At 65.3% G+C, this 23,600-nt stretch carries 25 protein-coding genes; 16 read left to right on the forward strand and 9 right to left on the reverse strand.

Annotated elements, in window-relative coordinates; translation table 11 throughout:
* Nucleotides 1–20: 20 nt before the first annotated feature.
* Nucleotides 21–2,186, reverse strand: a complete 2,166-nt coding sequence (locus J7347_RS01250) for a primosomal protein N' (RefSeq protein WP_209160557.1) — start codon at nt 2,184–2,186, stop codon at nt 21–23.
* A gap of 65 nt (nt 2,187–2,251) precedes the next feature.
* On the opposite strand from J7347_RS01250, the gene J7347_RS01255 reads away from it, so the two are divergent.
* The gene (locus tag J7347_RS01255; RefSeq protein ID WP_209160558.1) at nt 2,252–3,010 is read left to right on the forward strand and encodes a DUF4197 domain-containing protein; all 759 of its coding nucleotides are present in this window, start codon (nt 2,252–2,254) and stop codon (nt 3,008–3,010) included.
* A 4-nt stretch (nt 3,011–3,014) separates the two neighbouring features.
* Here J7347_RS01255 and J7347_RS01260 read toward each other — a convergent pair whose 3' ends face one another.
* Entirely contained in the window at nt 3,015–3,662 is a 648-nt protein-coding gene (locus tag J7347_RS01260) for a DUF2490 domain-containing protein (protein WP_348521532.1), read from the reverse strand.
* A 103-nt stretch (nt 3,663–3,765) separates the two neighbouring features.
* Here J7347_RS01260 and fsa point away from each other — a divergent pair, with 103 nt between their 5' ends.
* From fsa to J7347_RS01275, 3 genes are read left to right on the forward strand one after another with little or no spacing between them, the layout of a single operon-like run.
* Nucleotides 3,766–4,419: a fructose-6-phosphate aldolase gene (gene fsa, locus J7347_RS01265; RefSeq protein WP_067678477.1), complete on the forward strand. Its 654-nt coding sequence runs from the start codon at nt 3,766–3,768 to the stop codon at nt 4,417–4,419.
* Between the two features lie 10 nt (nt 4,420–4,429).
* A complete protein-coding gene (cobT, locus tag J7347_RS01270; protein ID WP_209160559.1) occupies nt 4,430–6,259 on the forward strand; it encodes a cobaltochelatase subunit CobT in 1,830 nt (609 codons plus the stop codon).
* The gene (locus J7347_RS01275; protein ID WP_209160560.1) at nt 6,256–6,933 is read left to right on the forward strand and encodes a nitroreductase; all 678 of its coding nucleotides are present in this window, start codon (nt 6,256–6,258) and stop codon (nt 6,931–6,933) included. The genes cobT and J7347_RS01275 overlap by 4 nt, the downstream gene beginning before the upstream one ends.
* Here J7347_RS01275 and J7347_RS01280 read toward each other — a convergent pair.
* The gene (locus tag J7347_RS01280; protein ID WP_245173756.1) at nt 6,930–7,622 is read right to left on the reverse strand and encodes a DUF998 domain-containing protein; all 693 of its coding nucleotides are present in this window, start codon (nt 7,620–7,622) and stop codon (nt 6,930–6,932) included. The genes J7347_RS01275 and J7347_RS01280 overlap by 4 nt on opposite strands.
* Nucleotides 7,623–7,632: 10 nt before the next feature.
* Between J7347_RS01280 and cysS the strand changes: the two genes are divergently transcribed.
* The 3 genes from cysS (at nt 7,633) to J7347_RS01295 (ending at nt 11,528) form a co-directional block, all read left to right on the forward strand.
* Entirely contained in the window at nt 7,633–9,096 is a 1,464-nt protein-coding gene (cysS, locus tag J7347_RS01285; protein ID WP_209161168.1) for a cysteine--tRNA ligase, read from the forward strand.
* On the forward strand, nt 9,093–10,031 hold the full coding sequence (locus tag J7347_RS01290) for a D-2-hydroxyacid dehydrogenase (RefSeq protein ID WP_209160561.1): 939 nt from the start codon (nt 9,093–9,095) through the stop codon (nt 10,029–10,031). The genes cysS and J7347_RS01290 overlap by 4 nt, the downstream gene beginning before the upstream one ends.
* 63 nt (nt 10,032–10,094) lie before the next feature.
* Nucleotides 10,095–11,528 (forward strand): aldehyde dehydrogenase family protein, encoded by a 1,434-nt coding sequence (locus J7347_RS01295; protein WP_067678466.1) that lies wholly within the window; start codon nt 10,095–10,097, stop codon nt 11,526–11,528.
* A gap of 43 nt (nt 11,529–11,571) precedes the next feature.
* On the opposite strand, the gene J7347_RS01300 is transcribed toward J7347_RS01295, so the two are convergent.
* Both J7347_RS01300 and J7347_RS01305 read right to left on the reverse strand, forming a co-directional pair.
* Complete coding sequence (locus J7347_RS01300) at nt 11,572–11,940, reverse strand: hypothetical protein (RefSeq protein WP_233999170.1); 369 nt, start codon at nt 11,938–11,940, stop codon at nt 11,572–11,574.
* Nucleotides 11,933–12,118 (reverse strand): hypothetical protein, encoded by a 186-nt coding sequence (locus J7347_RS01305; protein ID WP_067678461.1) that lies wholly within the window; start codon nt 12,116–12,118, stop codon nt 11,933–11,935. Before J7347_RS01305 ends, J7347_RS01300 begins: the two co-directional genes overlap by 8 nt.
* A gap of 126 nt (nt 12,119–12,244) precedes the next feature.
* On the opposite strand from J7347_RS01305, the gene J7347_RS01310 reads away from it, so the two are divergent.
* From J7347_RS01310 to J7347_RS01325, 4 genes are all read left to right on the forward strand, one after another.
* Nucleotides 12,245–12,943: a LexA family transcriptional regulator gene (locus J7347_RS01310; RefSeq protein ID WP_067678458.1), complete on the forward strand. Its 699-nt coding sequence runs from the start codon at nt 12,245–12,247 to the stop codon at nt 12,941–12,943.
* 107 nt (nt 12,944–13,050) lie between these two features.
* Complete coding sequence (locus tag J7347_RS01315; RefSeq protein WP_067678455.1) at nt 13,051–13,437, forward strand: hypothetical protein; 387 nt, start codon at nt 13,051–13,053, stop codon at nt 13,435–13,437.
* A gap of 96 nt (nt 13,438–13,533) precedes the next feature.
* Nucleotides 13,534–13,821: a hypothetical protein gene (locus J7347_RS01320; protein WP_067678451.1), complete on the forward strand. Its 288-nt coding sequence runs from the start codon at nt 13,534–13,536 to the stop codon at nt 13,819–13,821.
* Nucleotides 13,822–13,917: 96 nt separating this feature from the next.
* Complete coding sequence (locus tag J7347_RS01325) at nt 13,918–14,559, forward strand: MBL fold metallo-hydrolase (RefSeq protein WP_067678588.1); 642 nt, start codon at nt 13,918–13,920, stop codon at nt 14,557–14,559.
* A gap of 4 nt (nt 14,560–14,563) precedes the next feature.
* Here the strand turns inward: J7347_RS01325 and J7347_RS01330 are convergent, their stop codons facing one another.
* Nucleotides 14,564–14,962 (reverse strand): MAPEG family protein, encoded by a 399-nt coding sequence (locus J7347_RS01330; RefSeq protein WP_209160562.1) that lies wholly within the window; start codon nt 14,960–14,962, stop codon nt 14,564–14,566.
* A 199-nt stretch (nt 14,963–15,161) separates the two neighbouring features.
* On the opposite strand from J7347_RS01330, the gene rpmF reads away from it, so the two are divergent.
* The 5 genes from rpmF to J7347_RS01355 all read left to right on the forward strand — a co-directional run bounded on the left by rpmF (nt 15,162) and on the right by J7347_RS01355 (nt 18,203).
* Entirely contained in the window at nt 15,162–15,341 is a 180-nt protein-coding gene (gene rpmF / locus J7347_RS01335) for a 50S ribosomal protein L32 (RefSeq protein WP_067678449.1), read from the forward strand.
* A gap of 22 nt (nt 15,342–15,363) precedes the next feature.
* Nucleotides 15,364–16,413, forward strand: a complete 1,050-nt coding sequence (gene plsX, locus J7347_RS01340; RefSeq protein WP_067678446.1) for a phosphate acyltransferase PlsX — start codon at nt 15,364–15,366, stop codon at nt 16,411–16,413.
* The gene (locus tag J7347_RS01345; protein WP_348521533.1) at nt 16,410–17,375 is read left to right on the forward strand and encodes a beta-ketoacyl-ACP synthase III; all 966 of its coding nucleotides are present in this window, start codon (nt 16,410–16,412) and stop codon (nt 17,373–17,375) included. The genes plsX and J7347_RS01345 overlap by 4 nt, the downstream gene beginning before the upstream one ends.
* 104 nt (nt 17,376–17,479) lie before the next feature.
* Nucleotides 17,480–17,776 (forward strand): integration host factor subunit alpha, encoded by a 297-nt coding sequence (locus J7347_RS01350; RefSeq protein ID WP_067678438.1) that lies wholly within the window; start codon nt 17,480–17,482, stop codon nt 17,774–17,776.
* Nucleotides 17,777–17,798: 22 nt separating this feature from the next.
* The gene (locus J7347_RS01355; RefSeq protein WP_067678435.1) at nt 17,799–18,203 is read left to right on the forward strand and encodes a MerR family transcriptional regulator; all 405 of its coding nucleotides are present in this window, start codon (nt 17,799–17,801) and stop codon (nt 18,201–18,203) included.
* 103 nt (nt 18,204–18,306) lie between these two features.
* On the opposite strand, the gene J7347_RS01360 is transcribed toward J7347_RS01355, so the two are convergent.
* The 3 genes from J7347_RS01360 to J7347_RS01370 form a co-directional block, all read right to left on the reverse strand.
* Nucleotides 18,307–19,164: an OmpA family protein gene (locus tag J7347_RS01360; RefSeq protein WP_209160563.1), complete on the reverse strand. Its 858-nt coding sequence runs from the start codon at nt 19,162–19,164 to the stop codon at nt 18,307–18,309.
* 176 nt (nt 19,165–19,340) lie between these two features.
* Nucleotides 19,341–22,784 (reverse strand): AAA family ATPase, encoded by a 3,444-nt coding sequence (locus tag J7347_RS01365; protein ID WP_209160564.1) that lies wholly within the window; start codon nt 22,782–22,784, stop codon nt 19,341–19,343.
* A 9-nt stretch (nt 22,785–22,793) separates the two neighbouring features.
* A complete protein-coding gene (locus J7347_RS01370; RefSeq protein ID WP_067678283.1) occupies nt 22,794–23,555 on the reverse strand; it encodes a thioredoxin domain-containing protein in 762 nt (253 codons plus the stop codon).
* Nucleotides 23,556–23,600: the final 45 nt, after the last annotated feature.

Consider the following 23,600-nt stretch of genomic DNA (forward strand, 5'->3'; position numbering starts at 1 on the left):
CCGCAGGGTCCAGCAGCTATTTACACGAAACTGTACGGGTCGATATCCACACCCACCCGGACGCCGTCCGGGTGGTTCAAAGCGCCCAGCCATTCGCGGATCGTGTCCTGAAGTCTGGCGCTGCGCTTCGCGTTGATGAGCAGGCGATAGCGGTAGCGCCCGCGCAGCAGGCTCAAGGGGGCAGGGGCCGGGCCGTAGATCGCCATGTCGTCGCTTCTCGGGCGGGCGTCGCCGATGCGGCGGGCGGCGTCGCGTGCTTCGCTTTCCTCCTCGCTCGACACGATGATCGCGGCCCAGCGGCCGAAGGGCGGGGCGCCCGCCATGCGGCGCGCTTCGGTTTCCGCTTCATAAAAGGCGTCGCGATCGCCTGCGGCCAGCGCCGCGATCACCGGCGCATCGGGATGGCGGGTCTGGATCAGCACTTCGCCGGGTTTGGACCCGCGCCCCGCACGACCCGCGACCTGCGCGACCTGCTGATAGGTCCGCTCTGCCGCGCGCAGATCGCCGCCTTCGAGGCCGAGATCGGCATCGACCACGCCGACCAGCGTCAGCTCGGGGAAATGGAACCCCTTGGTTACCAATTGGGTACCGACGATCACGTCCACGCCGCCATTTTCGACCAGCGCGACGAATTCCGCCGCGCGGCCGGGTGAATTCAGCGTATCGGACGTAGCGACGAACACGCGCGCATCCGGCAGGCGCTCGGCCACCTCGTCAGCGATCCGCTCCACGCCGGGCCCGCAGGCGACCAGGCAATCGGGTTCGCCGCATTCGGGGCAGGTTTCGGGCGGCGGGGTCTCATGACCGCAATGGTGGCAGGCGAGGCGGCGGGAAAAGCGATGTTCGACCAGCCAGGCGCTGCAATTGGGGCATTGGAAGCGGAAGCCGCAATTGCGGCACAGCGTCAGCGGCGCATAGCCGCGCCGGTTCAGGAACAGCAGCGACTGTTCGCCGCGCGCCAGCCGCTCCTCCAGCGCTTCGACCAGCGGCGGTGCGAGCCATGATCCGCGCCCCGGCACATGTTCGGTGAGATTGACCGTGCGGATCTCGGGCAGCTCCGCTCCGCCGAAGCGGCTGGGCAGGTCGAGCTTGGCGTAAGTGCCGCTCTCCACCATCGCCAGGCTTTCGAGCGCGGGCGTGGCGCTGGCGAGGACGACAGGGATTTCCTCGAACGCGGCGCGCATCACCGCCACGTCGCGGGCGTTGTAGCGCACGCCGTCATCCTGCTTGAAGCTCACCTCGTGCGCCTCGTCCACCACGATCAGGCCGAGCTTCGCATAGGGCAGGAACAGCGCCGACCGGGCGCCAACCACGACCTGCGCGGTCCCGTTCGCAATGGCGCGCCACGCGCGGCGACGTTCGGTGGATTTGAGCGAGGAATGCCACAGAACCGGCTTGGCCCCGAACCGCTCCTCGAACCGCGACAGGAACGCTTCGGTCAGCGCGATCTCCGGCAGGAGGACGAGCACCTGCCGTTCCATCCTGAGCGCATCGGCGATGGGTTCGAAATACGTCTCGGTCTTGCCCGATCCGGTCACGCCGTCGAGCAGGAAGGGCGCGAATTTTCCTTCCCTCACCGCCTGAGCGATCGTTCCGGCAGCGGCCTGCTGCTGATCGGACAAATCGATCTCGGCGAAATCGGGACGCGCGGGGTGGTAGGGGCGGTCGCAATCGACCTCAACCGGTTCGAGGCAGCCCTGATTGACGAGGCCGCGCAGCACGCCTTCCGATACGCCCGCAATCCCCGCCAGCTCGCGGATCGTCGCCTGTTCCCCCTCCAGCGCTTCCAAAGCGGCCTGTCGCTGCGGCGTCATGCGTTCGGGGAGGCCACCCGTGAGGCGGTATTCGATCGTGGTCGCCGGACCTTTCAAGGCACCGCCCGAACTCAGCGCCATCCGCGCCACGCTGGCGAGGGGGGCGCAGTAATAATCCGCCGTCCATTCGATCAGCCGTCGCAGGGGTGCGGGGAGGGGTGGAATCGGCAGCAAGCCCCTCAGCGCGCGTAGTTTTTCCGCCGGAACCTCGGCCCCGGGCAGCCGTTCCGCCTCCCAGACGATTCCGATCACCGCGCGCGGGCCCAGCGGACATTCGACCACCTGGCCCGGTTCGACCATCATCCCTTCGGGGACCTTGTAATCGAGCGGGCCGAGGGCGGCATTGAGGACGAGGCAGCGCACGCGGTTCATGAACGCGTCAATATGGGCGGGGCACGCTCAGGAAAACAAGGGTGGGACCTTAAAGGAGACTTCAAATGACCGATATTCTCATCCTTTCCGATAGCAGAGCATCATCCGCGGGCGCATCATCGCTCGATCGACCGACCGGGCGGCGCGGCTTTCTGGGCAAGATCGGCAGTGGACTGGGCGCGGGCGCTGCCCTGCTGTCTCTGCCCGCCTGTACCAGCTTCGGCGGCGGCGGCTTCAGCCTGGTCGATGCGGTCGAGCGGCTGCTGTTCCTGTCGAGCGAGCGCGCCTTCACGCGCATGCTCCAGCCAGATGGGTTCTGGGACGAGCAGGTCGCGCAATTGGGGCTGGGCGGATTGCTCGGCGCGCGCGGCGACGTGCTCGGTCGGATCCTCACCTCAGCGCCGTTCAAGAACCGTCTCGAAGGGGCCTTTGCCAATTTCGCCTACGACGCGGCCTATCGCGCTGCGCCGATCGTGACCGATGCGGTGCGGGTGATCGGCTTTTCCAACGCCATCGATCTGGTACGCGGCGGGCCGACTGCCGCGACATCCTATCTGCGCGGCAGCATGGGTTCGCGCCTGATCGACGCGATGGTGCCCGAACTCGGACAAGCCATGCGCGTCGCACAGGATCCGCTGGTGGGCGAACTGCTGGCCGGCCTCACCGGTGTCGACGTGCCGCGCATCGCGACCACGTTCGCGAGCCGGATCGACGACACGATCTGGAACGAGATCGGACGCGAGGAGAGCCTGATCCGCGCCAATCCCCGAAGCGCCAACGATCCCCTGATCGCTGGCGTCTTCGGAGCGGAAGCAGCGTTCTAGAGCGTCAGAAGCGGTAGAACAGCGACACCTGGCTCACATGGGTGTGCCGGGTGTTGCCATTGTCGCGCGGGCGGATCTGGAACAGATATCCGCCGGTCAGATCGAGCGTGGGCGTAATGCGCGCAGTCGCGCCGGCGTTGAGGCGCCACTGGTCGATCCGCTGCGGGCCGCCTTCGTTGCGGTCGCGCAATTGATAGAGCAGTTCGCCCGAAGCGAATCCCGTCACCTTGTTGGCGATCGGCGTGCGGAAGCGCGCGCGCTGGCGCAGGCGCAGGGCCATGCGATCGGCACCGTCATAGAAGCGCTCCTCGATCCGGCTGCGGAAATCGAACTTGCCCACGCCGAAGGTCAGCTGCTGATAGGGGCGCACTTCGGTGAAGCCGTCTTCGTCGTGGATCTCGATCCCGCCGCCGAGGGCGACCGCATCGGAAACATCGGTGTTGAATTCCGCACCGAGGATATATTCGTTCGGCCCGTCGCGACGGCGGGTTTCAAGCTCCAGCTTGAAGTCGGTTCCGGGCGCGATATCGCCCTTGATGCCGGTTTCGATCCACAGCTCGTCATCGCTGGTGGCGGCGCGCGCGGCACTCGGTTGCATAATGGCGCCCAGAGCGGCAAAGCCGATCGCAAGGACCGGAAGGGTGTTCGACACGGATTGAATCCTTCGGTTGGAAAGCAGTCGTAATTACGACACAAAAATGAAATTTTCCTCAGCCGGATTTTTATGACCGGTTCGTGACAGGAGCGCTCGCCAGATGAAATTTTTTGCCGACACCGCCGAGATCGCCGAGATCGAGGAACTGATCGATATCGGCCTGCTGGACGGGGTTACCACCAACCCGTCGCTGATCGCCAAGTCGGGCCGGGACTTCATGGAGGTGACGAAGGAAATCTGCGCGCTGGTGGACGGGCCGGTGAGCGCGGAGGTCGTGGCGCTCGATCATCCCACCATGATGAAGGAAGCGGACAAGTTGCGCGCCATTGCCGACAATGTGTGCATCAAGGTGCCGCTGACGATCGACGGGCTGAAGACCTGCAAGGCGCTGGCAGAAGACGGCACGATGGTGAATGTCACGCTGTGCTTTTCCGCCAATCAGGCGCTGCTGGCCGCAAAGGCCGGAGCCACGTTCATTTCGCCCTTCATCGGTCGCCACGACGATAACGGCTTCGACGGGATGGACCTCATTCGCGACATCCGCCTGATCTACGACAATTACGGGTACGAAACCGAAATCCTCGCTGCCAGTATCCGCCATGCGACTCACGTGCTGGAAAGCGCGCGCATCGGTGCCGATGTGGCGACCATGCCGCCCAAAGTGATCAAGGCGCTGTTCAATCACGTCCTCACCGACAAGGGGATCGAAGGCTTCCTGAAGGATTGGGCGGGAACGGGTCAGTCGATCCTGTGATTTTCCATACATGACCGAACAGACGCCCCTCGACCGTTTCAAGCAGGCCCTGACCTGCACGGCCCGCGCTCTCGCGCGTGAGGATGAGGTCGAAGTCGCCTGGAGCGCGGACACCCCGTCTCAGGCGGGCAAGAACTTTCGCGTTCCCCTGCCGGGCCGCACGCTGCCGCACGATCAGGCGCGGCAGGCGCGCGGGTTTGCGGACAGTTTCGCGCTGCGGCTGCGCCATCACGACGAGGGGGTCCATTCGAGCGGCGCCCCGCGCGAGCCGATCGCGCGCGCCTGTTACGACGCGATCGAACAGACCCGCTACGAAGCTCTGGGCGCGACGCGCTATTCGGGCATCCGCGCCAATCTCACCTCGGCGGTCGAGATGCGCACGGCCTCGGACCCGATCGCGCGCGCCACCGAAGCCTCGCAAGTGCCGCTTCCGACCGCGCTGTCGCTGATGCTGCGCGAGGCGCTGACCGGCGATCCGATCCCCGAGCGGGCCCGCGAAGGCGTCGACATGGTGCGTGAGGAAATCGAGGCAAAGGCGGGCATGGACATCGCTTCCATGGCCGACAATCTCGAAGACCAGTCCGCCTTCCAGAAACTGGCGCTCGACATGCTGCGCCATCTCGACCTGACCTTGCCGGAGGATGCCGAGGATTCGGGCGACGACACCGGCGAGGACGAGGGCGAAGCGCCCGAAGAGGACGAGACCGGCGAGGACGAGCAGGACGAAGGCGATGCCGAGCCGCAGTCGAGCGAGATCGCGGGCGAGCCCGCGCAGGGCGAAAGCGATGCCGACACCGATGGCGAGGAGGGCGGCGAGCAGGAAATGGGCGAGGGCGATCCCGCCGACGATGGCGAGGAGGGGATGCAGCCCGTCCGCCCGAACCGCCCCTGGACCGATCTGCCAGAAGAGTTCGACTACAAGCACTTCACCGACAAGTTCGATGAAGTGGTCGAGGCACCCGAGCTGTGCGACCACGAGGAACTCGACCGGCTGAGAAGCTATCTCGACAGCCAGCTGGCGGGCCTTCAGGGCATCGTCACCCGGCTCGCCAACCGGTTGCAGCGCCGCCTGATGGCGCAGCAGAACCGCAGCTGGGATTTCGACCAGGAAGAGGGCCTGCTCGACGCCGCGCGCCTGACCCGCGTGGTCATCAGCCCCGGCCATGCGCTCAGCTACAAGGTGGAGCGGGATACCGAGTTCAAGGACACGGTCGTCACGCTGCTGATCGACAATTCCGGATCGATGCGCGGGCGTCCGATCTCCATCGCCGCGATCAGCGCGGATATTCTGGCGCGTACGCTGGAACGCTGCGGGGTGAAGACCGAAATCCTCGGCTTCACCACCCGCGCCTGGAAGGGCGGCCAATCGCGCGAGGCATGGCTGGCGGACGGTCGCCCCGCCGATCCGGGCCGCCTCAACGATTTGAGGCACATCATCTACAAGAAAGCGGACGAACCCTGGCGCCGCGCGCGCCGCAATCTCGGCCTGATGATGCGCGAAGGATTGCTGAAGGAAAACATCGACGGTGAGGCGCTGTTGTGGGCGCACACCCGCCTGCTCGCCCGACCAGAGGATCGCCGCATCTTGATGGTCATCAGCGACGGCGCCCCGGTCGACGACAGCACGCTGAGCGTCAATCAGGCAGGCTATCTCGAAGGACATCTGCGCAAGGTGATCGGCTGGATCGAGAAGCAATCGCCGGTGCAATTGGTCGCGATCGGCATCGGTCATGACGTTACGCGCTATTACAAACGCGCGGTGACGATCATGGATGTCGAGCAATTGGGCGGCACGATCATCGAGCAGTTGGCTGGGCTATTCGAGGGGGAAAAAGGGTGAAGGTTTCAGAAGCCGTCGCTACCCGCCGTTCCGTCCGCGCCTTTACCGACCAGCCGGTCGAGCGCGCAATCCTAACCCGCATTCTCGAAAAGGCGCAGCGTTCGCCTTCGGGCGGCAATACGCAGCCTTGGCATGGCATCGTCCTCACCGGCGAGCCGATGCAGGCACTGTTCGACCGCATCGCCGAGGAATTTCCCAAGGGCCGCGCGGCGCACAAGCCCGAATACGACATCTATCCGCCGGAACTCGACGGTGCCTATGAACAGCGCCGCTTCGGCGTCGGCGAGGACATGTACGGCGCGCTCGACATCGCGCGCGAGGACAAGGGCAAGCGGCTCGAATGGTTCGCGCGCAATTTCCGCGCCTTCGGTGCGCCGGTGCTGATGCTGGTTCATACGCCCAAATATATGGGCCCGCCGCAATGGAGCGATATCGGCATGTGGTTGCAGACCGTCGCGCTGCTGCTGCGCGAGGAGGGGCTGGATAGCTGCTTTCAGGAAGCGTGGGCCGTCTATTCCCCGCAGATCCGCGAGGTGGTCGATATTCCTGAGGATCATATCTTCTTCTGCGGCATGGCGATCGGCTACCGCGACGAAGAGGCGGCGGTGAACCGCTTCGAGGTGAAGCGCGCCGGTCTAGACGAAAGCGTACGCTTCGAGGGGTGGGGCGCCTAGTCCTTGCCCTGCTGTTCGGCGCTGACTTGGTGCGCGATATCGGGATCGCGCCAGATCATCACGCCCATGATCACGAACCATGCCAGCATCAGGAAGGCGAGAAACCGCTCATAGAGGCCGTCCCAACCCGTGGGCATCATGAACAGGCCCGGCCCCAGCAGAGCGAATGTTCCGCCCAGCAGATAGCAGGCGATGCCGATCCGCTTGTCGATCTCGTAAATCTGGCCCGCCGTCAGCAGCGCGGCGAGGGGAAACGCGACCCCCAGCGTATAGACCAGATAGATATGGATCACCGGACCATCGCCGGTGGAATAGGCCTCATACGCGGCAATCAGAGTAACTGCGGCGGCATAGACGACCAGGAGAGCGGCGCCGATCTTCCAGTCCTTGCGGTCGATCCGCCAGCGCAGCAGGCCCGCGGTCGCGGCCAGAACGCCGAGGACGAAGGCGTAAAGGCCGAGATCCGCCAGCAGGTCGTATTCTCCCGCGGCCATGTCGGATATGGTATCGGCTGCCAGTCCGATACGGTCGGACAGCGCCACGCCCAGCAGATCGGTGACGGCCGTGGCGAGACTGCCGGTAACGGCCAGGCCGCCCAGAATGCGCGACGTGGCGTCGCTTCGCGAATTCTTGCTCATTGGAATGCCCCGCTTGCGCTTGCCGGTCGGTTCGACCATTTGCCGCGTCATGACCGAAGCCCTGACCGACGCTCCCTTGCGCCTGTTCAACTCTCTTAACAGGCAGGTTGAGCCCTTCGTTCCCGTCCATCCGGGTGAGGCGCGGGTCTATAGCTGCGGGCCGACGGTCTATAACTACCCGCATATCGGCAATATGCGCGCCTATGTCTTCGCGGACGTATTGGGCCGGACGCTCAGCTGGAAGGGCTACGATCTCACCCACATCATCAACATCACCGATGTCGGCCATCTGACCGACGATAGCGATGCGGGCGAGGACAAGCTGGAGAAGGCCGCGGCGCAGAAATCGCAGTCCATCTGGGACATCGCAAAGCACTATACCGAGGCGTTCAAGGCGGATGTGCGCGCTCTCAATATCCGCCAGCCATCGCAATGGTCGGTCGCCACCGATTACATCGAGCCGATGATCGATTTCGCGAAGAGCATCGCGGACAAGCATTGCTACGAACTCGACAGCGGGCTCTATTTCGACGTTTCGACCATCGCGGATTACGGCCGGTTGGCGAGGGCCGTTACCGAAGAGGGTGAGGGTCGGATCGATACGGTCGAAGGCAAGCGCAACGCCGCCGATTTCGCGATCTGGCGCAAGACGCCGCCGGGCGAGACGCGGCAGATGGAATGGGACAGCCCTTGGGGCAGGGGCGCGCCGGGCTGGCATCTGGAATGTTCGGTGATGGGGGAGAAGCTCCTGGGCTTCCCCTTCGACATCCATACGGGCGGGATCGACCACCGCGAAATCCACCATCCCAACGAAATCGCGCAGAATCAGGCCTTCTGCGGCTGTGCCAAAGGTTCCGGGGGCTTGGGCGAGGCGACGCATTCGGGCGCCAAGATCTGGATGCACAACAACTTCCTCGTCGAGCGTTCCGGCAAGATGAGCAAATCGTCGGGCGAGTTTCTGCGGCTCCAGCTGCTGATCGACAAGGGCTACCATCCGCTCGCCTATCGGATGATGTGCCTCCAGGCACATTACCGCAGCGAGCTGGAATTCAGCTGGGAAGGGCTGGGGGCCGCGCTGACCCGGTTGAAGCGGCTGGTGATGGCGGTCGAAAAGCTGCGCGACGAACCTTCGCAGGCGGTCGCCGAGCATCCCAAATTCGCACCCATCCTGACGAGGTTCGAGGATGCGATTGCCGACGATCTCAACACCCCTGTCGTCCTCACGGCATTGGAAGACGCGCTGGCGGTGAAGAAGGTCGATGCCGGAATGAAACGCGCCGTTGTAGAAGAGATGGACCGGGTGCTCGGCCTCGATCTGCTTCGGCTGAAGCGCACCGACCTGCGCCTGCGTCCAAAGAACGCCCAGATCACCGAAGCCGAGATCGAGGCCGATCTGCTCCGCCGCAAAGAAGCGCGCCTTGCCAAGGATTTCGCCACTTCCGACGCGATCCGCGCCAGCCTTTCCGCCAAGGGCGTGGAAGTGATGGACGGCGATCCGCTAGGCTGGGAATGGAAGCTCGCATGACCAAAGCCGTCCTCTCCGCCATGATCCGCCCGCTGGTCGAGCCGCGCCTGCCCGACTGGGTCGAGCCGCTGTGGTTCGCCAGCAAGGACGAGGCGCTGGAGCTTGCGCCGCAGGCCGAAATCGGCTGGTTCGATTTCACCCATCCCGAACCGATGGTGGAGGTGGTGAAGGCCGCAACGTCGCTGAAATGGCTCAATTCGATCTATGCGGGGCTCGATTTCCTCCCCCTCGACCTGCTCGATGAACGCGGCGTCACGGTCACCAACGGGGTCGGCATCAATGCGATCACGATCGCCGAATACACGGTCATGCTGATGCTGGCGCACGCTAAGGGTTACCGCGACGTGGTGCGTGCGCAGGACCGGCGCGAATGGCTGATGGACAGCCCCGGCAAACGCGAACTGGCGGGCGAGCGGGTGCTGCTCTTGGGCCTCGGCGCGATCGGATCGCTGGTGAAGACGCGGCTGGAAGCGTTCGACATGGACGTCGTGCCGGTGCGCCGCTCGCGCCACGAAAATTCGCTCGCGCCGGACGAATGGCGCGGCCAGCTCGGCAATTTCGACTGGGTGGTGCTTGCCGTCCCCTCCACGCCCGAAACGGTCGGCATGATCGGCGCGGAGGAACTCGCGGCGATGAAAAGCACCGCCGTCCTCGTCAACATCGCGCGCGGCGACGTGGTGGATCAGCCCGCGCTCCTTGCCGCACTCGAAGAAAAGCGGATCGAGGCTGCGCTGCTCGACGTGACCGATCCGGAACCGCTGCCCGAGGATCACCCGCTCTGGGCGCTCGATAACGCGCAGATCACCATGCACCTTTCGGGCCGCGCGCAGACGAAGATGTTCATGCGGTCCGCCGATCGCTTCATCGAGAATCTTCAGCGCTGGCACGATGGCGAGCAAGTCGCGCCGCAGATGGATCTGACGCTCGGTTATTGAGCGGACCGTAACCCGGAACGTCACACGGTGGGCCGCCGTTAATGTCTCGAAACGGAGACCACTATGCCCACCTTGAAAGACACGTACCCGCTCTACCTCTGCAACAAGGCGGAGCAGCCCAACACCGATCTCGAAGTCACCGACAAGTTCACCGGCGAGGTCGCGTTCAAGACTGCGCTCGCCACGCCCGAGATCATCGACAAGGCCATTGCCGGCACCGTCCGCGCCGCAGAGCCGATGGCACGGCTCGCCAGCTATCAGCGCAAGGCGGTGCTGATGCATTGCGTGGAGCGGTTTCGCGAACGTTATGACGAGTTGGCCTATTCGCTCTGCGTTGAAGCGGGCAAACCCATCGGCGATAGCGAGGGCGAGGTCGACCGCCTGATCGACACGTTCGAAATCGCTGCGGAGGAAAGCGTGCGGATGGGCGGCGAGGTCATGCCGCTCGACATATCGGAGCGCGCGGCAGGCTATCAGGCGATGTGGAAGCGCGTGCCGGTGGGTCCGTGCAGCTTCATTTCGCCGTTCAATTTCCCCCTCAACCTCGCCGCGCACAAGATCGCGCCCGCTCTCGCGGTGGGCTGCCCCTTCGTCCTCAAGCCTGCCAGCAAGACGCCGCTGGGCGCGCTGATCATCGGGGAAATTCTGGCCGAAACCGATCTGCCTGAGGGCGCGTTCAGCATCCTGCCCGCCAGCCGCGACGGCGCGGATCTATTCACCGAGGACGAGCGCCTTAAGCTCTTGAGCTTCACCGGATCGGACACGGTCGGCTGGGCGCTCAAGGCCAAGGCGGGCAAGAAGAAGGTCGTGCTCGAACTGGGCGGCAACGCCGCTGTCGTCATCGACCACGACGCCGATCTCAACGATGCGTGCGAGCGCGTGATCAAGGGCACGTTCTACCAGTCCGGCCAGAGCTGCATCAGCGTCCAGCGGATCGTGATCCACGAGGACGTCTATGACGAATTCCGGGAAAAACTGGTCGCTGCGGCGAAGGAACTGAAGGTTGGCGACCCCAAACAGCGCGACACCTTCATCGGCCCGATGATCGACGACGACGAGGCCGAGCGGCTGGAAAGCTGGATCGGCGAGGCGGTCGATAACGGCGCGACAGTGCTCTGCGGCGGCGGGCGCGACGGGCGGCTGGTCGAAGCGACTCTGCTCGAAAACGTCGATCGCGCGGCGAAGATCGTCAACGAAGAGGCGTTCGGCCCGGTCGCCGTGCTGATGAAATTCCGCGAATGGGACGATGCGCTGGCCGAAGTGAACCGCAGCGAGTTCGGCCTTCAGGCGGGCATCTTCACGCGCGATCTGTTCAAGGTGCTCGAAGCCTGGGACCGAGTCGATGTCGGTGGGCTGATGGTCAACGAAATCCCAAGCTACCGCGTCGACAACATGCCCTATGGCGGGGTGAAGAACTCCGGCCTGGGACGCGAAGGCATCCGCTTTTCGATGGAGGACATGACCGAGATCCGGAACATGGTGATCAGGCGGAACTGATCGTGATCGGGCGGTGGGGGACCTATCCCCTCCCGCCCGACCGTCATCCTTCTTCCAGCAACAACACCTCGCAGGTCACGATCAGGCGCGGGCTCGGCAAAAGCCGGTGTTCGACTTCGGTGACGGTCGCATCCGCCACCAATTGGCCGGCGAGCGCGAATTCGTGATCGGGCAGGGCGGCTATGAAGCGCTCGCCCGCCGCGACCGCGTCCTCGCCTGCGAACAGCAGAATGAAGCCATGCCGCGCGCCTGCGAAGGTGATGCTGGCCCAGGCACGCTCGGACTGCGCGAGAAGCTGGCCCCGATGCTCGCTCAGAGCCAGTAACGCGTCGCGAAGTCGGTCTGCCGCAGTCTTGCGAGCGCGTTTCGGCGGTTTCGCGACCACGAGCGCGGAGGTCATAACGTCAGACATACAGCGGCTCCTCGTAATCGTTCATCCAGCGCGTGACGCGCTGTTCGGTGCGCCCGCGCGGTTCGCGTCCGCGCCGCAGATCGAGCACGAATCGCGGATCGCGCGCCGCGAGGCGTCCGAAGGTGGTGGCGGCCATGCGGTGGCGGCGGAGGAATTTCTCGACTTTGCGAAGCAGCATGTTTCCCTCTGTGGCAGGTGACGAGTCGCTTGATGTTCACGATACGTTCCAGTCGAAATCCTACTTGTCTAGGAAAAATACTAAGCTATAGGAAAAATATAACGCGGCACTCGGAAAGGACCGCTCATGGACAGGCAGGAACCGCTCGACCGTTTCGATCCCGAGGAGCGCCATGCGCGCGCGCGGCTCGCTGCCATTGCCAAGGAGCAGGGCCACACGCTGAGCGCGCTGGCGCGGTTGATCGGGCGCAATCCCGCTTATCTCCATCAATATCTCAATCGCGGCAGCCCCCGCCATCTCGACGAGCCTGACCTGCTGCGGATCGCGGAGTTTCTCGGAGTCGCGCGCGACGCCATCGCCACTCGCTCGCTTGCTCGTCCAGCCGGGCAGTCCTCCGCCAATCCGCCGGTCGCTTCGCGCGAAGACGCGTATATCTCGGTGCCGCGCCTTCCGCTCGAAGCGTCGGCGGGGCCGGGATCGGTAGGCGCGGAGGAAATTTCCTATGACACCTTTCAATTTTCCAAGCGCTGGCTGCGCGAGATGGGGCTGGACGGGGCGGATCTGTCCGCCATCCGGGTCGAGGGCGACAGTATGGAGCCGCTGCTGCGTTCGGGTGACGAAATCTTCGTCGACCGCACGCGGCGCACGGGCGAGGGCGTGTTCGTCGTCCGCATCGGAGATGCGCTCCACGTCAAGCAGATCCAGGCCAGCGCGCCGGGCCGGATCGCTCTGGTCAGCGCCAACGACGCCTATGCACCGATCGAGCTTGCGCGGGACGAGGTCGAAGTGATCGGCCGCGTGGTGTGGAAGGGCGGGCGGATGTGAATGCGCCTGGTTTGGCGTGCGCTGGAACGAGAGGCGCGTGCGTTCGTATGAGCTTCATCGACTGCGTGAGTGGGCACGCAAATCTTTGATCTTGCAGGAGCATCGCCATGAAGACGTCCCTTATCCCCATCCGCCTCATCCCCGCTCTCGCCGCGACCGTCCTGTTGGGCGGCTGTTCGGCCTATGGCGGCCTCGGCGGGCTTGGCGGAATTCTCGGCGGCGACACATATCGCAGCGGCTCGGGCGGGTACGAACCCTATCGCGGGGACGATCTTTACGGGACCAATTACAGCAACGATTTCGAGCGCGCGGCCTTCAACGCCTGCGGACGCCAGGCCTCGCAATATGGCCGCGTGGCGATCGACCGGGTTGAGCAGATCGACCGCAATGCCGTGCGCGTGATCGGCCGGATCGATTCGCGCGATTCGCGCCGCGATGAATTCGGCTGCACGTTCCGCAGTGATGGGCGGATCGTCGATTTCCGCTTGGGCTGACTTCAAGCCGACTCTCATTTCGACGTAGTGGTGGGCGAGCCGGTCCTGCGGCCTCGGAAATTCCCTTCCTTTCGCGCTCGCTATGAAGGAGCCGCTATGTTCACCAAGAATCCCTGGCCAGGCATCGGGTTCGATGCCTGGCTCCTTTCCCTCGACGCCATGACTGTCATCGGGCTTCGCACCATGCGGATCGCGCAGGGTGGCGCGTTGGGCGATCGCGAGGCGCAGCGCATGGTCGAGGAAAAGATGCTCGCCATGGTCATGCTGCCCTTCGCCCTCTGGTCCTCGCCCACCGATAGCGCCGCCACCGTCACCCGGCGCGGCCTATCCCATTTCGGCAAGACCGTGCGCGCCAATCGGCGGCGGCTTTCGAAGGCCGCGTAACGGCCACCCGATCGGGGCGGCATTGCAAAGCCGGGGGCGCTGGGCCATCTCCGCGGCATGACCGAAACGACGACTACACCGCCCCGCAATCCGCCGATGAAGGCGGGCATCATCCCCGTCACGCCGCTCCAGCAGAATTGCTCGCTGATATGGTGCACCGCCACCAATAAGGGCGCGCTGGTCGATCCGGGCGGCGATCTCGACAAGGTGAAGGCGGCGCTGAAGAATTCCGGCGTGGAGCTTGAAAAGATTCTGCTCACGCACGGCCATATCGACCATTGCGGCGAAGCGGGCATTCTCGCCAAGGAACTGGGCGTTCCCATCGAAGGCCCGCACGAAGCGGATCGGTTCTGGATCGCCCGGCTCGACGACGACGGGGCGCGGTTCGGCGTCCACGGCCAGACCTTCGAACCCGATCGCTGGCTGGAAGAGGGCGAGACGGTCACGGTCGGCGATCTGGAGCTGGAAGTCTTCCACTGCCCCGGCCACACGCCCGGCCATGTCATCTTCTACCATCGCCCCAGCAAATTCGCTCTGGTCGGCGATGTTTTGTTCCAGGGCAGTATCGGTCGGACCGATTTTCCGATGGGCAACCACCAGGATCTGATCGATGCGATCGTGACCAAGCTCTGGCCGCTGGGGGACGATGTGACGTTCATCCCCGGCCACGGCCCCACCAGCACATTCGGGCAGGAGCGCAAGACCAACGCCTTCGTAAGCGACGCGGCGCTGGCCTGACGGATCAGATCACGGCGAGCGCAATCCCCACTGCATAGCCCGCCAGGAAGAGCTGCGTCACGAAGGTGACGATCACGCCAACCTTGCGGGGCAGGGTGGGGTTTTCGCCGTCCATGCCGATCCCGTGGGCCACACGCGCCAGCAGATAGATGCCCGCCGTGGCCGACAGCCACAGATCGCCGTGCCCGGCCAGTTCGATCCCCGCGATAAGGATCAGGACGAAGGCGGTGTTCTCGACGAAATTGAGCTGCGCGCGCATCCGCCGCGTCAGCGGTCCGCCGCCATCGTCCCCGTGGCTGGTCTTGGTCGCCAGGCGCAGCTGGCCGACTCTGAAAGCGAGCCAGATATTGATCAGCGCCGCGGCAGCGGCGGAGGTAAGCGTGATCGGCAGGACGATATCCATGCGGCAGGTTCCCCGGTTTTGCGTGAGACGCTCTGCTAGGGCCCGGCCAGTGTGCTTGCAACGTGCGAAAATATCGCTATAGCGCCCGCCTTCACCGTCACGGGTTGGAATTTTCGGTCTGCCGCGCTCTTGTGCGGTCCCGGACCTTCCCCTAGGGCGGCCACCAACCATTCGAATTGATTGAGGAACAGGTGCCGCCATGGCCGTCCCCAAAAGAAAAGTATCGCCCCACCGCCGCGGCAATCGCCGTTCGCACGATTCGCTCAAGGTCGAAGCACATCACGAATGCTCGAACTGCGGCGAACTGAAGCGTCCGCACAATCTGTGCCCGCATTGCGGTTTCTACAACGGCCGCGAAGTCATCGCCGTCGGTCTCTGACCGTTAGCGACCGGAGAACGCCATGAGCTTGCCGCGTATCGCCGTTGACGCGATGGGCGGCGACGAGGGCGTTCGCGTCATGGTCGAAGGCGCCGCATTGGCGCGTCGCGACCACGACAGCTTCAAATTCCTGCTGGTGGGTGACCGGGCGCGGATCGAAGCCGCGCTCGAAGAGCATCCCAACATGCGCGGCGCGTCCGAAATCCTCCATTGCGAGGATGTCGTCGCGGGCGACGAAAAGCCCAGCCGCGCGCTCCGCCGAGCCAAGACCACCAGCATGGGCCTCGCCGTCGACGCGGTGAAGCGGGGCGAGGCGGGCGCCGCCGTCAGCGCCGGAAATACCGGCGCGCTGATGGCGATGAGCAAGCTTGCCCTGCGCACCATGCCGGGGCTCGACCGGCCCGCGCTGGCCGCGCTGCTTCCCACGCTGACCGACGACGACGTGATTATGCTCGATCTGGGCGCCAATCGCGAATGCGACGCGCGCAATCTCGTCCAGTTCGCGATCATGGGCGCCGCCTATTCGCGCATCGTGACGGGGCGCGAGCGTCCGCGCGTGCGCCTGCTCAATATCGGCACCGAAGAGACCAAGGGCACCGAGGATATCCAGGAAGCCGCCAACCGCCTGCGGGCGGCGACCGGCCTGGCGATGGATTTCGAAGGCTTCGTGGAAGCCGACAAGATCAATCGCGGCCAGTGCGACGTGGTGGTGTGCGATGGCTTTTCCGGCAATATCGCCCTCAAGGCCATCGAAGGCGCGGCGCGCTTCGTCACCGATCTGCTGAAGCAGGCCTTCAGCTCCTCGATCCGGTCCAAGGTCGGTTTCCTCGTCTCGCGCCCGGCGACCGAGTTGCTGAAGCACCATCTCGATCCGAACAATCACAACGGTGCCGTCTTCCTCGGCCTCAATGGCGTGGTCGTCAAAAGCCATGGCAGCGCCAATGCCAAGGGCGTGGCCAATGCGGTGAAGGTCGCTGCACGCCTGCTCGAAGACGATATCGTCAACCGCATCGCCCACGATCTGGGCGAAGTGTCGGACACCGGCTTCGCGGCGACCGGAAACGCGAAGTGATTCGCTCGGTTCTGACGGGCACCGGCTCGGCTCTGCCGCGCCAGGTCGTTACCAATGCCGATCTGGCGGAGCGGATCGACACGTCCGACGAGTGGATCGTCGAGCGCACCGGCATCCGCCAGCGCCATCTCGCCGAAGAGGACGAGACCACCTCCAGCCTCGCCACCGAAGCCGCGCGCCGTGCGCTCGACGCTGCGGGTGTCGAAGCGAGCGAGATCGGCCTGATCGTCCTTGCCACGGCAACGCCCGACCACACCTTTCCCGCCACCGCCACGCAGGTCCAGCACGCGCTGGGCTGCAATAGCGGCGTGGCCTTTGACGTGCAGGCGGTCTGTTCCGGCTTCCTCTACGCACTGGCGACGGCCGATTCGCTGCTGCGCACGGGCATGGCGAAAAAGGCGCTTGTGATCGGCGCGGAAACCTTCAGCCGCATTCTCGACTGGGAGGACCGCACCACCTGCGTCCTCTTCGGCGACGGGGCGGGGGCAGTCGTTCTAGAGGCGCGCGAGGTCGCGGAAGACGGCCCGGGCATCATTGCCAGCAAGCTGCATGCCGACGGAGCGCACAAGGAATTGCTCTATGTCGATGGCGGCCCGTCGACCACCGGCACGGTCGGCAAGCTCAGAATGCGCGGGCGCGAAGTTTTCCGCCACGCGGTCGTCAATCTCGCCGAAGTCCTGAGGGAAACGATCGAGGAGGCCGGTATCGCGGTCGACCAGATCGACTGGGTGGTCCCGCATCAGGCGAATGCGCGCATCCTCGATGCGACGGCGCGCAAATTGGGCCTGCCGGCGGAAAGGGTGGTCGTCACCGTGGATCGCCACGCCAATACTTCGGCCGCCTCGGTTCCGCTCGCGCTCGATGTGGCGGTGCGCGACGGGCGTGTGAAAGAGGGCGATCTCGTCCTGTTCGAAGCGATGGGCGGCGGCTTCACCTGGGGTGCCGCGCTCGCACGCATGTGACCATTTCGGGACGCTTCGGCCCCTTTGGTTGCAGCTTTCGTACCCTGCGCCTATAGACTTAGGTTAATCGATACAGGGTCGCACCTGTTAGGAAAGGAAGCGACATGCGCTCCGTGGGCACATTAACCCGCGCCGATCTGGCTGAGACCATCAATCGCAAGATGGGTTTCAGCCGTGCGGAATCGCTCGACATGGTCGAAGCGATCCTGAAGAATATGTGCGACGCGCTGAGCGATGGCGAGAACGTGAAGATCTCCGGCTTTGGCAGTTTTGTGCTGCGCGACAAGAACGAGCGCGTCGGCCGCAATCCCAAGACCGGGGTCGAAGTTCCGATCACCTCGCGCCGCGTGCTGACTTTCCGCGCCAGCCAATTGTTGAAGGACCGCATCGCCCAAGGGTGATCGCGCTTGCCGGGAGGGACGCATGGCTGAATTCGACGCCACATTCGAAGACGGCAAGGATGACGGCGCCCTGCGCACCATCGGAGAGGTCGCCCGCGCGCTCGGCATCAAGCAACACGTCCTGCGCTATTGGGAGCAGCAGTTTGCGCAGCTTCAGCCGCTGAAGCGCAGCGGCAATCGCCGCTATTACCGCCCTGCCGATATCGCCCTGATCGAGCGGATCGACCGGCTGGTCAATCGTGACGGCTATACGCTGAAAGGTGCGCAGGCGGCGCTTCGCGAGCAGGGCAATCGTTCGGCTGAAGATACCTCATCGGCCCCGCGGGGCGAAAGCGCGGCTGCGAGCAAGGGCGCAGAGGACGTGTCCGAAATCCTCCCGCGCCTCAAGGCCATACGGGACGATCTGCGCGCCGCTCTGGCGGCCTGATCCCACCCGGCCCCGGCTGCGCGCGCGGCCTTTCGACAGAGATCCGGATACGAAGCGGGGGCGGAATCGCTTCCGCCCCCGCCAGTCCGGTCTTGAAACCGTCTTACAGCCCGTCGACGCTCTTGCTCACGAGGATGTTCACCGCCACGCGGCGGTTCTGTGCCTTGCCCTGCTCGGTGTAATTGTCGGCCAGGGGATCGGCTTCGGCCATGCCGGTCGGCGTCAGCATCCGGTAGGGCTTCCAGCCGCATTGCTGCTGGAGATAATTGACCACGCGCGCGGCGCGCTTCTCGCTCAATTCCTGGTTGAATTCGTAATCGCCGGTCGAATCGGTGTATCCCACCACCAGCAGCAGGGCGTTGTCCGTGCTGTCGGCCTGCGCGGCGGCGGCACAAAGATCGGCCTGCGCCTGCCCCGAAAGCTGGGCCTTGCCGGTGTCGAAGAACACATTGGTCGTGCCCTTCACATTATACTGGTCGATGTCGCCCACGCGGCTGCGCAGCGCATCGGTGGCGGCGGTCTGCTCGGCGAAACCCTGAGCGGTGCCGCGCTGGATCATCGAGGCGAATTCGAGATCCTCGTTGCGGAAATCGATCGCGCTCGCGACCAGCTCGCCATCCGCGGTCTGTAGGGTTTCGACGCTGACCGGCAGGCCGTTGACCAGCGCATCGGCGGCCATGTCCTTGTTGCCGAGGCCCAGAAAGCCGCCCTTGCCCTTGACCCGCGTTTCCTGGTCGATCGTGACCACGGTGTTCGTGCCGTCATCGGCGGTGATTCGGATACGATTGTCGCGCCGGGCGGAGATGATCCCCTCGACATCGGGCCCTTCCACGAGGGCCGAGCCATAGACATCGACCGTTTCGGGCTGGACGCTCTGCTGCTGGGCGTGAAGCCCGGTGGCGGGAAGGGCGATCGCGGCGGCGATGGCAAGCGCGCGGGGCGCGGCGGTGAGTGTGTTCATGGCTTGCTCCTTCACGAACGGAAATGCGGCGCCTGGGCCGTGCTTCGAGAGAAAGGGGGCCGGGTGCCATCGCGGCCTGTCGCCCGGATGAACGAATCTGTCAAAAATGAGGCATCGGGGGGCGGGCGGGTCGAGTGCTGCGATCAATGGAGCTCGGGGGAGCGTGGCAAAGGTCTCTATTCCGCCGCCAGCAGATCTTCCGCGCCGCCGAGATCGACGCTGACGAGGCGGCTGATCCCCTTCTCGATCATGGTGACGCCGAACAGGCGATGCATCCGGCTCATCGTCACGGCGTTGTGCGTCACGATCAGGTAACGGGTGTCGGTTTGCTTCACCATGGCGTCAAGCAGGTCGCAGAACCGGTCGATATTGGCATCGTCCAGCGGCGCGTCGACTTCGTCCAGCACGCAGATCGGGGCCGGATTGGTCAGGAACAGGGCGAAGATCAACGCCACGGCTGTCAGCGCCTGCTCTCCGCCTGAAAGCAGCGTCAGCGATTGCAGGCGCTTGCCGGGCGGCTGGGCAAAGATTTCAAGCCCGGCTTCGAGCACGTCGTCGCTGTCGATCAGGGCCAGATGCGCCTTGCCGCCGCTGTCGCCGGGCAGATTGCCCGTATCGAAAAGCTGCGCGAACAGGCGCTGGAAATGTTCGTTCACTTCCTCGAACGCCGCCTTCAACCGCTCTCGACCTTCGCGATTGAGGCTGCCGATGGAGCCACGCAACCGTGCGACCGCTTCGGCCAGCTCGGCCTGTTCCTCGGCATTGGCACCGTGCTCGCCCTCGATCCGCGCAAGCTCGTCGGCGGCGACCAGATTGACCGGGCCGATGCGTTCGCGACTGGCGCTGAGGCGGTCCATCTCCTCGCTCTCCGTCTCGGCGGAGCGCAGGGACTCCTCCTCGAACTGGAACCGTTCGGGCAGGAGCGGGGGCGGGCACTGGAAACGCTCGCCCGAAACCCGGCCCATTTCGATCCGGCGCAATTCCTGGTTTTCGGCACGCGCGGAAAGCCCGGCGCGCTCTTCGCGGGCGGCGGCCAGCGCTTCGTTGGCAGCAGCGAAGGCGCGGTCCGCTTCCTCGCCCGCCGCCTGCGCCTGCGACAGGGCGGCTTCGGCCTTGTCCAGCTCTTCCGAAAGCCGGGCGCGCACGGCATCGCCCTGCTCGATTTCGCGCATCAGGCCTTCGGGCTTGACGGCGATCGCCGCACGCTCCTCGCCGATCTCCTCCAGCCGCCGCGCCATGTCGGACAGGCGCCGCGCCGCATCGCCCGATCGTGCCTGCCAGCCCGCCATGTCGGAACGCTGCCCCGCCGTCCGCTCGCGCGCGACTGCCAGCGCCTGATCGTGCGCGGCGAGCGCTACAGCGGCGCCCTGCATCGCGGCGCGCGCAGCTTCGTTGCGATCGCGTGCGGCATCGCGCTTGTCCCGCCCCGCAGATGGATCGGGCAGGGCGCTGCGCTTGGCCTCCGCTTCGGCAAGATCGGCGCGCGCGCTGTCGAGCCGCTCCTCGTGTTCGGATGCCGCGGCGTCCAATTCGGCAAGGCGCGCCGTCACGCGCTCACGTGCCGCTTCGGCTTGGTCGAGCGCGCGCAGGGCCTGCCGTTCGGCGTCGGAAGCGGCGGCGGATTGGCGTTCGGCGGCGACCAGATCGCGCTGCAGCTGCGCCAGCTCATCGCGCGTTGCGGCCTCGCGCGTTTCCGCTTCCCTGGCCGTCTCGCGCAAGGGCGGGAGCGCGGCGTCAAGCTCGGCCAGGCGATTTTCCGCTTCCAGCCGCGCCGCATCCGCCGCCCCTTCGCCGCGCGCAACCAGACCGTCCCAGCGCCGCAAATGCCCTTTGAGAGTGACGAGCCATTCTCCCGGCTCCAGCGCGCGGCCATCGTCGCTTTGCGCAACGTGCACCAGAGCCAGGCGCGCCGCGAGCTCGCTGGGGCAGTCCGCCACATGGTCGAGCAAGGCATCGTCGAGGCGGTGCTGTGTCTCGCCCCCGGTCCAGTAGCGCCCCTCTTCCCCCTCGGGCGATCCGAGCAGGGCCCTCCCATCGCGGCCCAATGCCGCTGCCAAAGCACGCTCGAATCCCGGTTCGGCGCGCACCGAATCGATTGCCGGCCCGCGGCCCGATCGCTTCGCCGCCGCCCGCTGACGTGCCTCGCGATCGCGAGTCAGCGCCTGCCATTCGCGCTCCACTCCGGATAGTTCGGCACGCGCTTCCGAAAGGGCACTGGCGGCCTCGTCGCGCGCGGTCTGGAGCGCTGCCTTGCGTTCCCGCATGGCTTCGAGCGCCTTGCGATGCGCTTGCAGTTGCGTTGCAGCGCCTTCGGCAGCTTCGCGGGCTTGGGCCACCGCATCCGTACCATCCTGCCGGGCAAGCGCCGCGCGCTGGTCGGCCATGCGGCGTCCTTCGCTTAGAGTGCGATCAAGCCGGACGCGCGCTTGTGCGATTTCCGCTTCGACCACGCGCCATTCGGCCTCGACGCCGGCCAGATCCGCCGTCGCATTCGCCAAAGCCAGTTCGGCGGCGCGGCTGGCACGTTCGGCATCTTCGGCGCGCGCCGCGAGGGTCGGGCGCATCGCCTCGTCCTCGGCCAGCGCTTTCTCGTTCGCTGCCAGTTCCTTGTCGAGCCGCGCCAGCGCCTCGGCGGCATCGCGCGTCAAGCGGTCCGCCTCGCCGCGATCCTCTTCGAGGCGTGCCGTCTGGCGGTCCAGATCGGCGAGGCGCTGTTCGGCGGTTTCGAGCTGGTTGGTGAGTGCCGCCATCCGGTGGCCATGCGCAGTGGCATCGTCGCGCCGGTCGGCCAGTTCCTCGCGCGCCGCCGCCAGCTTTTCGGCGGCAAGACGCTGCGCCTTCTGCGCCGCGTCGCTATCGGATTGCGCCGCCAGAAGCTGCGCTTCGGCGCCCTTCGCGGCCTTTTTCGCCTCGTCCGCCGCCCGCGCGGCATCGCGCCAGCGCACGAAGACCAGCCGCGCTTCGGCGGTGCGGATTTGTTCGGACAATTCGCCGTAGCGTTCGGCCTGACGCGCCTGTCGCTTCAACGAGGCGATCTGGCTGTCGAGCCCCGCCATCAAATCTTCGAGGCGCGCCAGATTGGCCTCGGTCTGGCGCAATTTGCTCTCGGCATCGCGACGGCGGACATGGAGGCCCGCAATCCCCGCCGCTTCTTCCAGCATCTGCCGCCGCTCGGTCGGCTTGGCGGCTATGACCTGCGCGATCTTGCCCTGGCTGACGAGTGCGGGACTATGCGCCCCGGTGGCCGCATCGGCGAAGATCAGTGCGACGTCCTTCGCGCGCACGTCGCGCCCATTCAGGCGATAGGCCGATCCCGCACCGCGTTCGATCCGGCGCACGACTTCCAGCTCGTCGCCATCCGAGCGCGTCCCCGACAGGACGACCTCCGCGAAATCGCGCGGCGGGCGCGTGGCGGTGCCGGCGAAAATGACATCCTCCATCCCGCCCGATCGCATGCTCTTGGGCGAGTTTTCGCCCATGACCCAGCGGATCGCTTCGAGAAGGTTGGACTTGCCGCAGCCATTCGGGCCGACGACGCCGGTCAGCCCCGGCTCGATGCTCAGCGTGGCAGGCTCGACGAAGCTCTTGAAGCCGCTGAGCCTGAGCTTGCCGAGCTGCATCGATCCCGCTTAGCGCGCGCCGGCCTGCTGGAGCCGCTGTTCGATCTGGGGCCAGGGAGCAGTCGGTTCGAGTTCGAGCTTGCGACCGTTGAGGAAGAAGCTCGGCGTGCCGGTCACATCCAGCTCACGCGACTGGGTTTCGGAGCGTTCCGCGATAGCTTCCATAGCGGAAAAATCGGCAAGGCAGGTGCGCGCCTGGTCCTCACTGAGGCCACGCGCGGCGAAGAAATCGTAGAAATCCGCGACACCTGCAGCCTGAACGAAACGCTGATCTTCGGGCAGCGAGAGCGCCTGACCGAATTGCTCCTGACGTTCGAATACCGGATTCAGCACTTCCTCCAGGTTCTTCCAAACCTGATCGGACAGCGGGTGATAGGTCTCGGGCGCACCGCAGCGGACCATCTGAGCCAGGATCAGATCGTGCGGACCGTGAATCTGGTTGCGCAATTCGTAGCTGACCTTGCCGGTGGCGACGTAATCTTCCTTGAGCTGATCCGCCCCGTTCTGCGCAAAGGCTGCGCAGGCGGGACAGGTCAGCGAAGCGTATTCGATCAATTTGATCGGCGCATCCGGATTGCCGAGCAGATACCCGTCGGAATCCGTCACCTGCACGGTGTCCACCCAGTTCGTGCCCGCTGGCGCTTCGACCGCGGCGACCGGTTCGCCCGACAGCGCTTCTTCGTCGGCCGCATCGGTGGAATCGCAGGCGGCGATCGCGAGAGTCAGCGGAGCGGCGAGGGCGGCAAGAGCGAAGGAGCGGATGCGAGTCATACGAAGTCCTGAAATGTGAAATACGAAATGCAGGCCGCTTCTAGC

Source organism: Erythrobacter sp. A6_0 (genome assembly GCF_017744235.1).
Lineage (GTDB): Bacteria > Pseudomonadota > Alphaproteobacteria > Sphingomonadales > Sphingomonadaceae > Qipengyuania.

Bases quoted from the DNA above. Each gene is read 5' to 3' on its own strand.
- J7347_RS01360 (WP_209160563.1), bottom strand. From the start codon at position 19,164: ATGAACACACTCACCGCCGCGCCCCGCGCGCTTGCCATCGCCGCCGCG.
- J7347_RS01370 (WP_067678283.1), bottom strand. From the start codon at position 23,555: ATGACTCGCATCCGCTCCTTCGCTCTTGCCGCCCTCGCCGCTCCGCTG.
- J7347_RS01290 (WP_209160561.1), top strand. From the start codon at position 9,093: ATGACCAAAGCCGTCCTCTCCGCCATGATCCGCCCGCTGGTCGAGCCG.
- J7347_RS01295 (WP_067678466.1), top strand. From the start codon at position 10,095: ATGCCCACCTTGAAAGACACGTACCCGCTCTACCTCTGCAACAAGGCG.
- J7347_RS01325 (WP_067678588.1), top strand. From the start codon at position 13,918: ATGAAGGCGGGCATCATCCCCGTCACGCCGCTCCAGCAGAATTGCTCG.
- J7347_RS01250 (WP_209160557.1), bottom strand. From the start codon at position 2,186: ATGAACCGCGTGCGCTGCCTCGTCCTCAATGCCGCCCTCGGCCCGCTC.
- J7347_RS01310 (WP_067678458.1), top strand. From the start codon at position 12,245: ATGGACAGGCAGGAACCGCTCGACCGTTTCGATCCCGAGGAGCGCCAT.
- plsX (WP_067678446.1), top strand. From the start codon at position 15,364: ATGAGCTTGCCGCGTATCGCCGTTGACGCGATGGGCGGCGACGAGGGC.
- J7347_RS01355 (WP_067678435.1), top strand. From the start codon at position 17,799: ATGGCTGAATTCGACGCCACATTCGAAGACGGCAAGGATGACGGCGCC.
- J7347_RS01365 (WP_209160564.1), bottom strand. From the start codon at position 22,784: ATGCAGCTCGGCAAGCTCAGGCTCAGCGGCTTCAAGAGCTTCGTCGAG.
- J7347_RS01300 (WP_233999170.1), bottom strand. From the start codon at position 11,940: ATGTCTGACGTTATGACCTCCGCGCTCGTGGTCGCGAAACCGCCGAAA.
- J7347_RS01305 (WP_067678461.1), bottom strand. From the start codon at position 12,118: ATGCTGCTTCGCAAAGTCGAGAAATTCCTCCGCCGCCACCGCATGGCC.
- J7347_RS01330 (WP_209160562.1), bottom strand. From the start codon at position 14,962: ATGGATATCGTCCTGCCGATCACGCTTACCTCCGCCGCTGCCGCGGCG.
- J7347_RS01255 (WP_209160558.1), top strand. From the start codon at position 2,252: ATGACCGATATTCTCATCCTTTCCGATAGCAGAGCATCATCCGCGGGC.
- J7347_RS01280 (WP_245173756.1), bottom strand. From the start codon at position 7,622: ATGACGCGGCAAATGGTCGAACCGACCGGCAAGCGCAAGCGGGGCATT.
- fsa (WP_067678477.1), top strand. From the start codon at position 3,766: ATGAAATTTTTTGCCGACACCGCCGAGATCGCCGAGATCGAGGAACTG.
- J7347_RS01315 (WP_067678455.1), top strand. From the start codon at position 13,051: ATGAAGACGTCCCTTATCCCCATCCGCCTCATCCCCGCTCTCGCCGCG.
- J7347_RS01350 (WP_067678438.1), top strand. From the start codon at position 17,480: ATGCGCTCCGTGGGCACATTAACCCGCGCCGATCTGGCTGAGACCATC.
- J7347_RS01320 (WP_067678451.1), top strand. From the start codon at position 13,534: ATGTTCACCAAGAATCCCTGGCCAGGCATCGGGTTCGATGCCTGGCTC.
- cobT (WP_209160559.1), top strand. From the start codon at position 4,430: ATGACCGAACAGACGCCCCTCGACCGTTTCAAGCAGGCCCTGACCTGC.
- rpmF (WP_067678449.1), top strand. From the start codon at position 15,162: ATGGCCGTCCCCAAAAGAAAAGTATCGCCCCACCGCCGCGGCAATCGC.